This is a genomic window from Phaeobacter sp. NW0010-22, from assembly GCF_040365955.1.
In the GTDB taxonomy this organism is placed as follows: Bacteria; Pseudomonadota; Alphaproteobacteria; order Rhodobacterales; family Rhodobacteraceae; genus OMPR01.
In genome coordinates, this window is sequence record NZ_BAABWT010000001.1 from 351,455 (window position 1) to 365,664 (window position 14,210).

Below are 14,210 nucleotides of genomic sequence, written 5' to 3' on the forward strand. Positions count from 1 at the left end.
TTCTCGCTATCTGTTGTGAGAATCCCTGACGTTGGTTACACTTACTACCTGAGGCTAAGTGTGGTGAATTCGAATGTCTGATCCTGTAACCAATCTTGAGATCGAGGATGTCTTGTCCTCGATCCGTCGTCTGGTCAGCGAAGAGGGTCGATCAGAAGCGCGCGCAGAGGTGGTTAAACCGGCGCGAACTACAGATCGATTGGTTTTGACCCCAGCGTTGCGTGTCGCAGAGACTTTAGATGAGGATGAAGCTGAATCGGTTGTGCCGGTTGAAGATGCTGCGTCATCCCAATCCTCTGACCCCGTTGATTTGGGGGATGAACCTTGGACTGTTCCAGACGCAACCCTGTATGAAGCAGCGCAAGCGGCCAGTACAGACCCTTATGATGTTGACTACACGGTCAAAGATCACTTCGAAGAGACCGATTGGGAGAATGGCGAAACACCCACAGCTGATGTTGAATGGGCGCAGGTTAAGCCGGACCAAGAGCTGGATGATGTCGATGTGACGTCGAAGGATCAGTTGCTTTCAGAAACTGAAAATGAAGGACCTTTCCTTGAGGATGAAATCTCAGAGGAAGTCAATTTCGAAGCAGAGTTAGAGCCAGCGGCTCTTGATCCAATCGATAGCCTGAGCGCAAAGATACAAGCGTTAGAGGCGGCAATCGGACGTACACCCGATCAGTGGGAACCTGATGGCGAAAGCGACGAGGCATATTCGGGAACGCGGATCGAGACAATTGCTTGGCAAGATCACGAGCCAAACTCCGTTGTGTTTGAAGAAGACGAAAGGTCAGATGTCGAAGCCGCCCCGTCGGATCGTGAAATGGCGGGTATCGAAATGCCTGACGTAGCGCCTCTGTCAGAGGTGGACCCGATTCATGAAGACTTATCTTTTCAGACTGATGACGTGCCAGTTGAACCGCAGGACCAGGTTGAGGACGAAGTTCAGGCGGGTGGCGAACGCGATATTTTAATGTCGGACGATACCATTTTGGATGAAGAAAGCCTGCGAGAATTGGTTGCTGATATCGTGCGCCAGGAATTGCAAGGCGCTTTGGGCGAACGGATCACACGCAATGTGCGCAAGCTCGTGCGCCGCGAGATTCATCGCGCTTTGACCGCTCAAGAGCTAGAGTAACCGTTACTTTCTGTGTGGTACAGCCGCGAGCGCCAATAGGTGGTCGAGATCCATGTGCGCTTCTAGATGGTCGGCGAGGGCTTCTAAAACCTCTTCGACTTCATCTTCATAGGACAGATCTGATTTATGCCCCAGCTCAGCCAAATAGGTTGCGCGGAATGCATCCGAAGAGAAAACCCCATGCAGATAAGTGCCGCGAATTTGGCCATTTGCCGCAGCGGCGCCCTCACGGCGCCCCTCAACCGAAAGCCACGGGCGATCACAGTCCGGTCCTTCGCTGCGACCCATATGGATTTCATAACCGGTCACCGGTTCACCACCAGGCAGGGCTGTTGCATTGCGCAGGGTGACTTGTTTTTCACCTGCCATAACAGTGTCGATGTTCAGCAAGCCAAGACCGGGAACTTTTCCCGGGGTGCCGTCAACACCCAGAGGGTCATCGATGCTGTTGCCGAGCATTTGAAATCCGCCGCATAGGCCAATCACATGTCCACCGCGTCGTACATGAGCATGTAAGTCGATATCCCATCCTTGCGCCCGGAAGTACGCCAGATCGCCAATGGTTGACTTGCTGCCGGGCAGCAGGACTAAATCGGCGTCGCCGGGCAGGGGGCGTCCGCCGGGGATGATCTCAACCGTTACATTGGGTTCTGCTGCTAGCGGATCCAGGTCGTCAAAATTGGCCATGCGCTCAAGTTGAGGCACAACGACTTTGCAAGCGCCTCCCTTGGTTGAAGCTATGTCCATCATGTCTTCGGCGGGTAACTTCCACGCATCTTTGAACCAAGGCACAACGCCCAAACTGGGCCAACCGGTGCGGCGCGAAATGTCGTCACGACCCTCATCAAACAGGGTAATGTCTCCCTTGAACCGGTTGACGGCAAATCCCTTGATTTGATTCAAATCCGTTTCATCCAATACGGCCTGTGTGCCGACGATCTGGGCGATAACACCGCCACGATGTATGTCGCCCACTAGAATGACCGGGACACCTGCGGCACAGGCAAAGCCCATATTGGCGATGTCGCCTTTGCGCAGGTTGGTCTCAGCCGGGCTACCGGCTCCTTCTATCAATATCAGATCGGCATCAGCGCAGAGGCGATCAAAGCTCTCAAGAGCGGCTCCAAGCAGCTTGGATTTGTCGCGACGATAGTCTCCTGCTTTCATCGTGCCAGCGCGCTTCCCCTGCACGATAACCTGCGCTCCAGTGTCTGTTTCGGGCTTTAACAGGATGGGGTTCATATCTGTGTGGGCTGCGCGCTTGGCGGCGCGAGCCTGCAATGCCTGTGCGCGCCCAATTTCTCCACCATCTTCGGTTACGGCGGCATTGTTGGACATGTTTTGGGGTTTGAAGGGGGCAACTTTAAGGCCGCGACGAGTAAATGCGCGGGCGATGCCAGCAACCAGCATGGACTTCCCGACGTTGCTGCCAGTGCCCTGAATCATGATGGCTCGAACCATGCATCGCCTCCTGTGTTTTCGTGCAAATGACCTGAAATGAGGCCAAAGGGAAAGACCCTGCGCGAGGTGGGTTAAGAATACTCATAGCAAGGTGGGCAAGCCTGCCCAGATCCGACCCTCTGAAACAGAAAAACGCGCCCCCCCAGGAACGCGTTTTTCAATTCATAATTCAAACAGCTGTTTAAGCTGCTTCGGCCTGTTGGGCTGCATTGCGGCGTTCGCTTTCTTCACGCGACAGAGCGACAGAGGTGCGGACCCCACGGCCAACAAAATCCATCAGGCCCGACACAACGCGTTCGTTGGGGTCGATGCCCGCGCAGGACAACACTTCGCGGCCATCCCGCGAACGTGCCCAGCGTGCGATTTGTTCAGGACCATTGCCATATTTCTTGTCGTCTGCGATGGCGTCGTCCAGAGCAGCCAACACAACGGCTGCAAACAGTTTACGTGCACGATTGCCTTGCTCGTTATTAAAGGCAGTGCCGTCAACGAAATCTTTCATCTCGTCTTCCTTGTTGTTCTTGCTCTTGCAATTTTCGGCGTGGCGTTCCTTATGACTGAACATATTTGATTCGGATACCCCAGGAATGCATAGTTGCGTTGCGTAGCGTGCATGGCTTGCTGCAGGTGCAGCACTAGGTATCGTTGTCTTGTCAGCCTCCTTCCCGCCAGATATAGGGGCACAAACCAATGCATCAACCGTGTGTGAAGGATTTATGTCATGCCCAAAATTAACGGAAACGAAATCCGCCCCGGTAATATTCTGGAGCACAATGACGGACTTTGGGCCGCTGTGAAAGTGGATCACGTCAAGCCAGGCAAAGGCGGAGCGTTTGCTCAAGTCGAAATGCGCAACCTGCGCAACGGATCGAAATTGAATGAACGCTTCCGGTCTGCGGACAAAGTTGAAAAAGTGCGTCTGGAACAGAAAGACCAACAATTTCTCTATGAAAACGATGGGATGCTCGTTTTCATGGATATCGAAACCTACGACCAAGTCGAAGTTTCTGCAGAGATTTTGGGTGAACGTCGCCCGTTCTTGCAGGATGGCATGACCGTTGTTGTGGAGTTCTACGACGAAGAAGCCCTGAGCGCGTCATTGCCCCAAAAAGTAACCTGCAAGATCGCTGAAACAGAGCCGGTGGTCAAAGGTCAAACTGCCGCCAACTCTTTCAAGCCCGCGATCTTGGACAATGGTGTCAAAGTCATGGTGCCTCCCTTTGTTGGTCAGGACGAAATGATCGTAGTGAACACGGAAACCATGGAATATTCCGAACGCGCGTGACGCCACGTCGATTTGAAATGCAAACAGAAAGAGCGGCCCAATCGGGTCGCTCTTTCTTGTTTGGTAGGGTCCAAAAGGGGCGGTTCAGCGAAAATCCAATCCTGTTCGGCTGCAGATTAGCCTTTGGTGCGCTTACCTACCGGGGGAAAGATTTCCAGCAGCAGCTCGTATTTGATCCGATTGGCGCTGACTTGTCGGTAATAGGCGATCAAAAAGGCAGTCGGCCCCTGAATGCGCCCCAAACCTATCGTGGCTGCGACAACGGTCCCCACATCTGTGCGTCCCTCGATAACCATCCACCCGCCCAGCAGCAGGATGGCCACCGTTCCGCTGCCATTGATGGCACTGAGCAGGAACTTGGTTGAAAGTTTCCAGATGAACATGCTTTTACGCGCGTCATAAATGGCATCAAAGCGGGTTAGGACATCTTGCTCGACTTCGCGAATTTCGTTTCCGGTCAATTGATCCGTAGCATTGCGCAACAGACGTACACGTTCGGCGACATACTGGTTCACTTTGCGCTGAGACAGCAAAACGATGACAATCTGGGGGAACACCATCAACAGGGCAACGGTTCCCAGACCGGGTTGTGATGACGCGATGTATCCGATCACGCTGATCAACGTTCCGATTTGGACAACTGGTTCTGAAAAAGCAGCGCCCGCAAATTTCCCTAACTCTTCCGCCTCGGCAGACACCGCGGTCGAGAGTGTTCCCTTGCGTAGGTTGCCGCCTTCGCTGCGATAGGTGATGGAACGGGTGACCAAGCGGCCGCGAATAAATCGAATGATGTCTTCGCCCAATAGGCCCGAGCGAAACCCCATCAGCCATTTAAGCGCAAGGCTGAGCAAAATCGCCCCCATCATGTAAAGGCAGTACCAAAACAGATCTTCTTCGTTGATCTCGTTTTGCGTCAGAAGGTTGACGATTTCCTTTTGAAATTCCAGCGGGACCGCGGCAAGACCTGCGATCGCAACAGAGATCAGAATCAAGATAACTTGGCGACCTGAACTGATGCGCCAGATCGCTGCATAGAGTTGGAACATCGCTGACCTCTTGTGGCGTCCCCCAATGGTGCGCCGACTGGATCAAGAGTTCAAACAGTTGTAGCCGCAGTCCGCGGCAACCGTGCCGGATGGGTCACAATGGGCGAACGATGGCGTCTCCAGCCTGCATCTCATCCTGAACCCGGTCAAAGCGCAGATAAGCGAGGCCATAGCCGCCAGCCTGCGTGAACAATGCGCCGATGGTTTTGCCATTCGCCGTGATGTCCGTTCCAACTGGTGCGCTGCCCTCGAGGGCAACCCGGCGCAGCCCTTTGCGCAATTCTGTTTTGTGTTTCATCCGGGCAGTTACTTCTTGCCCCACATAACATCCCTTACGAAAATCAACGCCGTTCAAGGCTTCGAACTGGTTTTCCAGGATATAGCTGTCAGGCGTCAGTTCTATGTTGGTTTCCGGGATACAGTGTGTAATCCGAATGGCGTCCCAATCAGTGCCATCATCGCGGGCTGCGGCGTGAGTGTAGGCACGCCAGCCCATGTCCGGGTGTCTGGGGTCCGTTAGCCCGCCGTCTGGGGCTGGGCCAGTGCCACGCTGCAAGGACAGCCCGCTATCTGCGATTTGCACATCCGCCCGCAGCTTGTACATGGTCAACCGCTTGATCAGCCCGTCCGCAAGTGTCTCAGAGATGTCCATCAAGAAGCCATCACCGTCCTGTGTGACAAAGAAATCTGCTAGAAACTTTCCCTGCGGGGTCAGGATCGCGGCGTACAAAAGCCCTTCGCTAGCACGCTTGATATCGTTGGTGATCAAGCCTTGCAGGAAATCCTCGGTGTCATTGCCAGTTAGGCGCAGGATACGACGGGCGGTCATGGGCGGTTCCTCGTGTCAATCTTGGTCTCTGTGATATAGGCAAAACCAACCCGCTGACCAGAGGAGAGAGCCTTGCCCGCAAAGATCAGTATCGTCATCCCGACGCTGAACGCTGAAACTGCGTTGCAGCAGTGTCTTGAGGCCTTGATGGAGGGGCTGTCCGAGGGCCTGATCCGCGAGCTGATTATTAGCGATGGCGGGTCAAACGATGCGACTATGCAAATTGCCGAGGCAGCAGGGGCCAAAATCGTGACCGGACCGGCCTCGCGGGGGGGGCAATTGCAACGAGGCTGCGCAGCGGCGCGCGGAGATTGGATCTTGGTTCTGCACGCTGATACGGTGCTAAGCCGTGGGTGGGCGACCGTCGTAAACGACCACATCAACAACAGCGAGCAGGGCGCTTATTTCCGGCTGAAATTCCGGGCAAGTGGCTTGGGGGCGCTTTGGGTTGCGGGTTGGGCAAATTTGCGATCACAGGTATTCAGCCTACCATACGGCGATCAGGGCTTGCTGGTCCGCAGGGCGGACTATGAGGGGGCCGGGGGCTACCCAGATCAACCCCTGATGGAGGACGTGGCCTTGGTACGTGCCTTGCCGCCATTAGTCGGATTGTCCGTAAAGGCGACTACGAGCGCAGACCGTTATCAACGCGCCGGGTGGGTGCGCCGCGGCGCACGCAATCTTTGGACATTGCTCCGGTACTTCGCAGGTGTATCACCAGAGAAGCTGGCGCAAGCCTATCGTCGCTAAGTTATTTTAGCTCGACAATCGATTTACCCAATCGAAAAGGGGCTGCGAAACTTACGAGACACAACGCGATAACCTGCAAGATCAAAATATGTGCATTGTCCTGCAGAAATTCCCATTCGTCTTTTAGCTTTCCAACCTGTTCAATCAGGTCATCGTAAGCCATTGCTAAGATCAGATAGTCCCCGGCAATCGTTGGTATTTTCCGCCGCAATGTATCCACGGCCGCCTGCGTTGGCTCATCCATCGAAGTGAAGACCAAAAACTGGTCAGGGTTGAAGGCATTGGCCTGTTCTACCATGGTCTCCATCTTGTCCATGTCATCCGTGCCGCCAAGGCCAAACAAAACGGTGAATCCCGTAAGTGGAGCCACTTCATTCGTCACGGCAATAAACAGCGGCAATTCCGAATTGCTGGCTGTTGAGGCGGACAGGAATTCGACCTTTTCACACAACATTTCGATGTCGTCGTCATAAGCCGGATCACAGAACCTAAGCCGAAAGCGTGCCGCATCGCGATCAAAGGATGCGGTGGCGGCATAGGCAATGTCGATTTGGCGATCCAGGCGAGAGCTGTCGGCCTTGTACAGGCCGGCCATAACGGCCACCAACGCACCAATACCGCCCAGCACGACCCACACAAGGTCGGCCATCTTCCAAGAGCGGTGCCCAGCCGGTTTGCGAAACAAAAACGCAGTTCCAATACAGCCAGTGATAAAAAACACGATCAAGAGCGGCAGCTGGTTGTCGGCGATAAAGGTCATTCATGGCTCCGCAGCGGGTGTTAAGTGACCATAGTAAGGAGTGGTGCCTCGCTACAACCGGGCTCACGAGGCTGTGTAATGCTTTGTTTGATCCGTCGCGGTCGAAATGATCCTTTGAACTGGCTGGGCTCAAAAGAAATCCCCTCGCCCCTCATTTACAGGGGAATTGGGTCATTGTTGAAAATACACTCACTCACGTGTCGTGATATTGGACGCCGCCGCAATTTTATCTCATTCATTTGCACCTGCTAATGTGCCGTGTTGTCCGGAGGCTGGGCCTCGAGTTGTTAAAGCCTATGGAATTGCTACAGATTTTCGCCGGATCAGCACGATGTCCGGTTAGCGCCCCTTGCTCTTCTGTCTAGTCAGAGCAGGAAGGGGGCACAAAAGTTTCCAACATATTGCCAAGGTATATTATCCGGTTTGGCATGATTTTCCGAACAGAGGCCTCGATATCTGTCGGTAAACGGCCAGGGTGATGCGTCATTGTCCACACAAACAAAGCGCTTTCTGCGATATCTTCGGTGTTTGGGTTTTTAGCTGCATATTGAGTGATGAAACCGCCGTCAGAAACCTGATTTGACCGCCAATCAGGATCGTTAGAAAAAAGAGAGTCCAGCGCAATATGTGCAGTCTCATGAAAGACAGTTTCATCCAGATCATGCTCGAGCAAACGGCGCTCCATCAACCCATCGTAAAGGGTAAAAAAACGCCCCAGATCTTCGGCCCATGCCGACCCGTCACCGTCTAGGATATTGACGTACCTAACAGCTGTTCTCATTTGAAGAGGCAATCTGGAAACAGATGCAGCAGCTTCAAGAGCGCGTTGTTTAGGGTCGCCCACTTCAGGATGCACATTGATACGAATTTGTTGGTTGGGATAAGAAACGCTGAAATGAATAGCACCCTCGACAAAAAGAGTATCACGCCTTGGGTCATACATCTCGGTCTTCTCGCGCCCGGTTTCTGCGATTGACCAACAAGCACCAGGGTCGTCTGGCAGAATAAAATCAATGTCGTTGGACGCGACCGAATTTGGATAGAGTGGCTGCGCACCTAATGAAACGGGGGCACAGAGAAGCATGAACGTTAAAAGGAGCGGTTTCAATATTGCCTCCAATTTTTAGAATGTACTTACTCTTAAGCCCTTTAGAGATGCCTCTCGATTGCAGGTCAAGTTTCAAAGCATAGGAGATTGCGATGTGAGGGCGGTCATTTGCGTCTCGTATCGCGATCAACGCAAAGTGTTCGATGGGGCCACTCACTGGACGCGGCCCCCATGTCATCTCTCCGCTAATTCTGTTGGAAAACTCCCGGGCCAGTAAACCGCTTGCAAAGTTTGAGCCATTGTTTCGTGGATGCACCTCTGACAAGCGATAGCCTTAGCATGGCATGTCAGCAGGACAGCGGTCCAATTTAGTGCATCGAATTGGGGCAGCGAAAGATAACTCACTGAGCCAGAAAAGAAGGGTAGGGGGCGGGCAAGCGCGCCACATCCGTCGATACATAAAATTGGGTTGAGGGATCGCCAGTCGTTGCTTTCAGTTAGCTACCCGAGATCGGTCTTTCTCAACGAATTGAAGTTCAAGAAATATCACACTTTTCTAAGGTTAGCTGTCCCGGAAAGCTCTATCGAAGTAATTCTTTAACGGCCGCAGCACATAATTGAATGGCGTGCGGCTTTCAGTGGATAGATAAGCCTCGACCGGCATGCCTGGTAGTAATTCCCGCTGCCCCAGCTTCTTCATTTCGTCGTCCAGCAGCCCGACCTTGACCTCATAATAGAACTTCTTGGTCACTGGATTGGAAAAGACATCTGCTGAAATGCGTTCCACCTGACCGACTATGATTGGAATGTCACGACCACTGAAGGCTGTAAATTTTAACGAAGCGCTTTGACCGACAAACACCTGATCTATGTCCGCTGCTCCCACCCGTACACCGACTTGGATCGGGTCGTCATCCGGCACGATCATCATCAAGGGTTTGGCCGCCACGACCACTGATTGCGGCCCCAGAACCTTGGAATCGTGGATCTTTCCGTTGATCGGTGCCCTGATTTCCAACCGGCTCAGGTCAGCTACCAAGCTAACTCGCTTTTCCAGAAAGCGAGTACGCAGGGGGCGCAGTTTGCTCATGGCTTCTTCTGCTTTTTCCTGCGCTGTAGGCAGGACTGCCAACCGTTTTTGGTTCAGTTCAGAGATGCGGCCACGCAATGCTGCGATGCGGGCGCTGAACCGGCCAATATCGCCGCGGACGGTCACAGCGGCCTTCTGCAAGCGGAACACTTCAGACAGTTTAATCAGCTGCCGGGTTGCAAGATTCTGCACATTCACCAGCTCTTGTTTCAGATACTCCTGTTCGTCGCGTTTTGCTGCAAGCTGGGCCTCGACCCCCTCGATCTCAGCACGGACCTGCTCGATCTGTTCATCCAACAGGCTGGTTCCCGCATCGAGCGCCTGGAAATACGACAGCAGCTGTTGTTGTTGACGGACGACCATCCGCTCGAGATCCGGACGTTGTCGCAACGCTTCGCGCAAGAGCGGTGGCGGTTCTAGCGTGCGCCGACTGTCGATGATGGCTTGGAGACGGGCAATGTTCGCGAGAACCTCAAACAGTTCGATCTCAACCACATTCAGATCTGACCGCAGTTGACGGCTATCCAGCCGAACCAACAGATCGCCTTCAAGCACCTCATCCCCGTTTTGGGCGTGTATGTCCTCGATCACGCCGCCGATGGGATGTTGAACTGCGGTCATTGTCGTCGATACTTCTATTACGCCGTCTCCGATCACCGCACCCGAGATGTTCACGCGCGACGACCAGAACATCACACCGATGATCAGCATGACAAAGGACAGTATCGCCAATCGTAAGGGCATGCCGGTGTTCCAGGTGCTGCGTTGTCTAGAAGGCTCTGCCATCGGTCAGCTCCGCACGATTTTGGGGGTATTGTCCTTGCCGACCACTGACATTTTGGCAGCAGCCGCGGGCTTAATAGCGGGTGAATTGTGATCTTTTCCGGACTGGTTGGCAGCTTTGGTCTGGCGCACGGCCAAGCGCCCGTCCTGCAGGGTGTAGCTGCGCGTGGTGTCGGGCAGATTCAACGGTTGCCGGGTCAAAACGATGATTGTCACGTTATCCCGTTCCCGGAGCAGCGAGAAGGTTGTCTCGAGTTTCTTGGGAATGCGCACCAGCATTTCGGAGTCGAGCGTGTCGATGATCAGGATCTGTGCGTCTTTGTAGAACGCTCGCGCCAACGCCAACTGATTGCGTTCGAAGTTCGATAGACAGCTGGCTTGTGGATCCAGTTCGGTGTTGTAACCCATCGGCAGGGCACAGATCGCCGCATGCATACGGGCTCGCCGCGCTGCCAGGCTCACTTTTTCGGGGTTGGATTGGGGATCGAGCCCCGAAATGTTCTCGGCAATCGTTCCGGCCAGGAAACTGGGGTTTTCCGGAGCATAGCCAAACACGGTCTGTGCCTCGACGTCGGTCAGGCGCCCGGTGTGGTGCCCGTTCACCAGGATGCTGCCGCTCGACAGTTTCCACATACCCAGAATGGTCTCAGCTAGCACAGTTTTGCCTTGGCTCGACGTCCCGGTGATTTCGATCAGCTCTCCTCCTGTTGATGTCAGTGACACCGAACGCAGTAGCAAGGCACCAGTCAACGGCGAGCGTACCGAGACATTATCCACCACGAGACGATGGGGTGTGCTTGGCTGTTCTGAATAGGCATCTTCGAGTTCCATCGCCCGTGTTTTCAGAACTTGGTTCAGGCTGCGCCATTGTTCGCGGGCCTGTATCAGACGGGGGATTTGGGTCACGAAACGTTCCACCGGTCCTAGAACTCGGGTCACCATGAAGGTGGCAGCCACCATGGCACCGGCTGTCAACTCACCCTGCAGGGTCAAATATGCGCCAGTGGCCAGAACCGAGTAACGCACGACCATGACAGTAATCCGCGAAATGCTGTTGAACCAACTGGTCCAATCTTGCAGGGAAATGGCTCGGTCGCGGGCATCGTCACGGGCAGTTTTCCAGCGTTCCTTGAACCCCACGCTCATGTCCTGCTTGCGCATCGTTTGGTGCGAGGCGACGATAGCATTTTTAAGCTTACCTATTGCGCCACGCGCCAAGTTCGCTTGTTCTTGTCGCCCGCCCTTGAATACCGAACGGATTAGCATCAGCAAGCAGATGACACCGATACCGCCAACGCAGATCCAGCCCAGCAGTGGGTGCAAGACGAACACCACGGCGACAAACATCGGGGTCCATAGAAAATCCAGCACCGCAATCAGAGACCCAGAATGCAGGAACCCACGCAGACCATCGACTTCATCGAGGCCGAGCGCAGGTTTGGCGCGGCCTTGCTGGAAAAACTGGTTGCGTCCGGAATGAGACAGCAGGGTCTCTTCTATCTGTTCCTGAAACTGCGCGCCAAACCGGGCGAGCATACGTTTGCGCGCGTAATCCAACGTGCCCAATACGCACAGCAACATAATCAGTAGACCAAACAGTGCCACCAACGTTTCGACAGATCGTGAAGTTAGGACCCGGTCATAGATCAGCAACATGAACAGTGGCCCCGCAAGGCGCAGCAAATTAACTGCAAAGCTGATTCCGAACGCGGCCGTCAAAACGAGACTGCCTCGCCTGACAGCGTGCCGCGCGGCACCTCGAAGAGCCTGTGCCGAGTTCATTCAATTCTCCTCTCAGGCAATCTGGACGCTCCTATCCTTTACGGCATCGGTCTCTGCCTTGATCGAGAGACACGAAGGCGTATGATCTTTGATCCCTATTCCACCTCCAAGGTTGGTGTGCAGGCATCAAACTGTCCGACATTCACCCTAACCTAACCGACAAGCTTAATTTGACCAAATCCAAGGGGCTGGATCCGGCTCTACTAAGGCTATTTGGGTTTCTTGACCTGATTAAGGTTGAAGCTGATGATAACGCGGTTCGCTGCGTCCCCTTTTTCAGTGGTCAGGTTTGGATCCACCGCGTGATAAAGCCAGCTGGGGAAGATTAGCATTCGGCCCGCCTTTGGAGTGAACCGTACTTTGGTCCAGTTTTCCTTGTTACGCTTCTTGTTTGGTTGGAATTTGGCTTGGTTCATTAGGTGAACCGTGCGCGGCTCGATAAATTCGATCTGGCCGCATTTTTCCGGGGCCTGAATGTAATACACCCCGCTCCATAAGCAACCAGGGTGAACATGGGCTCGGTTGGCGCTGCCGGGCGGGTTGATGATGGACCACATCGTGCCGATGCGGACGTGGTGCGAATCGGCATAACCTAGGTTGTCCGACATCTTACCAGTCGCTTGGCTGATAAGATTTACCAGATCAGCATAGTCATTGGACTTATGCAGATCGTTGTGGCTGTGCCAGCCGCCCAGTTCTGGAATGTTCGAGCGGCTGATCCCTTTCTGATCCCGTTCCCGCTCTGAATAAATATTACTGAGCAGTTTGTTGTTCAACTCTGTCGGGTCGGGTACCTCGACTTGGAATACCATTGTGGGGAAATACATCCTCCGAACGAAGCTGAAGTCTTGTTCCATTACTTCTTCAATCCTTTTGTTTTCTTAAGTCGCTCCCAGCCCGAAAATCTGACTGCAATAATCTTGTTCACCAAAAAAAATAGCTATCGATAATATTGATAGGTTCGTTAACCCTAGGAAAAAAATGTGATTCCTTCAAGGTGGGCGCACTGGTGCGGCAGCGTGTGCCCACAGATGCTGAAGAGGTGGCCGGATTTCTTGCTAAATGCAGTCTCTCGGCGCAGAGTGGCAACAGTGACCTGTCAGCCTAATTGTCCGGCCAATAAATCCCGCCGTTTGATCTGGCCGACTGGTCCGAATGACCCGAAGCGGAAAAGACTGACATGAGCGATTCTACCATGGCAGACTGGCTAGTCCTGCACGGGCTGACTCCAGAATCTTGTTTGCACCTGCTCGGCCCGGAGGCCTCGGAACAAGTATCTGCAGAGCACCGCCCTCCAGAGGTTACAGTTCCCAGCGGCTCTGATCTCTGGACCCTGTCTTCGGACATCTTGCAAGTACAGGCACCTGCCTTGGCCGCACAGATTGCGCGTACAACCGAGCAGACCTTGACCCAATTCGCTCCGGATACGGAACGGTTTCCCCGCGCGTTTACCCTGCATGACATCGGTTACGGACGTCCCTATGTGTCTTGCCCCTGCAAAGGCACAGCCGGCGATGTGATCCGTGTGGCGCATGAGTTCGGTCATGCTCTGCAACTCATGTCAGGTCCCCCTTTGCCACCCGTGCTTCGTGAAATCTGCGCCTTTGCGTCCGAAGCCCTTGTCGTACGTGGGTTGCGAGACCGTAACCCGAAACTTGCGGAGGCAGCGTCCGCTGTGCTTGTCGCCAACACTCGCCACGACTTGGGCCGGTTACACCAAGATCTTCGGGCCCGTTTGTCTCAGCCGGACTGCCCCTATGATTACGACTGGAACTATCCTCTCTCCCGCTGTTTGACGGTGCGGTTGATGCAAATGCCTGACGAAACGCTGCTCACGAAACTCTTTTGTGAGGGCCTTTCAACGGTGGAATTGACAGAGTCGCTGCCCGAGCAAGTCTGATTGAAAAACCCTGCTCGGATCAATGTCCGGGCGAAATTCAACGCTTAGGGTTGCAAGGGAGCTTCCATGATCTCGGTCAAGGTTTGTTGCTTTGCAGCAACAGGCCCGATCCGCCAGATTTTCATTGACAGCAGCCCCCACCACACCTGAGCATGGTTAACAAATCTCATTTCTTTGGGCCGTGGCGCAAATTTTCGGCATCACTTTGGCCCAACTCTTATCCGCGGGAACATGCGGATCGGGCTTTTTCAAATGTGACTTGCAAACATTACTGCGCTCCGGTCCACTGATCGACCTTCCCGTGAAAATCAACACATTTGCCGACCTGCGCCCGA

General features: G+C 53.9%; 13 protein-coding genes. 4 read left to right on the forward strand and 9 right to left on the reverse strand.

Annotation, left to right across the window (positions count from 1 at the left end):
- Positions 1–73: 73 nt before the first annotated feature.
- A complete protein-coding gene (locus tag ABWV33_RS01515; protein WP_353328809.1) occupies positions 74–1,141 on the forward strand; it encodes a hypothetical protein in 1,068 nt (355 codons plus the stop codon).
- A gap of 3 nt (positions 1,142–1,144) precedes the next feature.
- On the opposite strand, the gene ABWV33_RS01520 is transcribed toward ABWV33_RS01515, so the two are convergent.
- A complete protein-coding gene (locus ABWV33_RS01520; protein ID WP_353328811.1) occupies positions 1,145–2,602 on the reverse strand; it encodes a cobyric acid synthase in 1,458 nt (485 codons plus the stop codon).
- Between the two features lie 181 nt (positions 2,603–2,783).
- Positions 2,784–3,104: a DUF6280 family protein gene (locus tag ABWV33_RS01525; RefSeq protein ID WP_113825024.1), complete on the reverse strand. Its 321-nt coding sequence runs from the start codon at positions 3,102–3,104 to the stop codon at positions 2,784–2,786.
- A 219-nt stretch (positions 3,105–3,323) separates the two neighbouring features.
- On the opposite strand from ABWV33_RS01525, the gene efp reads away from it, so the two are divergent.
- Complete coding sequence (gene efp, locus ABWV33_RS01530) at positions 3,324–3,887, forward strand: elongation factor P (protein WP_113824812.1); 564 nt, start codon at positions 3,324–3,326, stop codon at positions 3,885–3,887.
- 116 nt (positions 3,888–4,003) lie between these two features.
- On the opposite strand, the gene ABWV33_RS01535 is transcribed toward efp, so the two are convergent.
- Together ABWV33_RS01535 and ygfZ are read right to left on the reverse strand one after the other, a co-directional pair.
- Complete coding sequence (locus ABWV33_RS01535) at positions 4,004–4,933, reverse strand: ABC transporter transmembrane domain-containing protein (RefSeq protein ID WP_353328814.1); 930 nt, start codon at positions 4,931–4,933, stop codon at positions 4,004–4,006.
- Between the two features lie 94 nt (positions 4,934–5,027).
- On the reverse strand, positions 5,028–5,762 hold the full coding sequence (gene ygfZ, locus ABWV33_RS01540; RefSeq protein ID WP_353328816.1) for a CAF17-like 4Fe-4S cluster assembly/insertion protein YgfZ: 735 nt from the start codon (positions 5,760–5,762) through the stop codon (positions 5,028–5,030).
- Between the two features lie 72 nt (positions 5,763–5,834).
- Between ygfZ and ABWV33_RS01545 the strand changes: the two genes are divergently transcribed.
- Positions 5,835–6,512, forward strand: a complete 678-nt coding sequence (locus ABWV33_RS01545) for a TIGR04283 family arsenosugar biosynthesis glycosyltransferase (RefSeq protein ID WP_353328818.1) — start codon at positions 5,835–5,837, stop codon at positions 6,510–6,512.
- Position 6,513: 1 nt separating this feature from the next.
- On the opposite strand, the gene ABWV33_RS01550 is transcribed toward ABWV33_RS01545, so the two are convergent.
- The 5 genes from ABWV33_RS01550 to ABWV33_RS01570 form a co-directional block, all read right to left on the reverse strand.
- Positions 6,514–7,272, reverse strand: a complete 759-nt coding sequence (locus ABWV33_RS01550; RefSeq protein ID WP_353328820.1) for a hypothetical protein — start codon at positions 7,270–7,272, stop codon at positions 6,514–6,516.
- Between the two features lie 361 nt (positions 7,273–7,633).
- Positions 7,634–8,215 (reverse strand): hypothetical protein, encoded by a 582-nt coding sequence (locus tag ABWV33_RS01555; RefSeq protein ID WP_353328822.1) that lies wholly within the window; start codon positions 8,213–8,215, stop codon positions 7,634–7,636.
- A 667-nt stretch (positions 8,216–8,882) separates the two neighbouring features.
- Positions 8,883–10,196 carry an HlyD family type I secretion periplasmic adaptor subunit gene (locus ABWV33_RS01560; RefSeq protein WP_353328823.1) on the reverse strand — a complete coding sequence of 438 codons (1,314 nt, stop codon included), beginning with the start codon at positions 10,194–10,196 and terminating at the stop codon, positions 8,883–8,885.
- Positions 10,197–10,199: 3 nt separating this feature from the next.
- Positions 10,200–11,975, reverse strand: a complete 1,776-nt coding sequence (locus tag ABWV33_RS01565) for a type I secretion system permease/ATPase (protein WP_353328825.1) — start codon at positions 11,973–11,975, stop codon at positions 10,200–10,202.
- A 209-nt stretch (positions 11,976–12,184) separates the two neighbouring features.
- Positions 12,185–12,832: a TIGR02466 family protein gene (locus ABWV33_RS01570; protein ID WP_353328827.1), complete on the reverse strand. Its 648-nt coding sequence runs from the start codon at positions 12,830–12,832 to the stop codon at positions 12,185–12,187.
- 323 nt (positions 12,833–13,155) lie between these two features.
- Between ABWV33_RS01570 and ABWV33_RS01575 the strand changes: the two genes are divergently transcribed.
- Entirely contained in the window at positions 13,156–13,875 is a 720-nt protein-coding gene (locus ABWV33_RS01575; protein WP_353328829.1) for a hypothetical protein, read from the forward strand.
- The last annotated feature ends 335 nt before the right edge of the window (positions 13,876–14,210 follow it).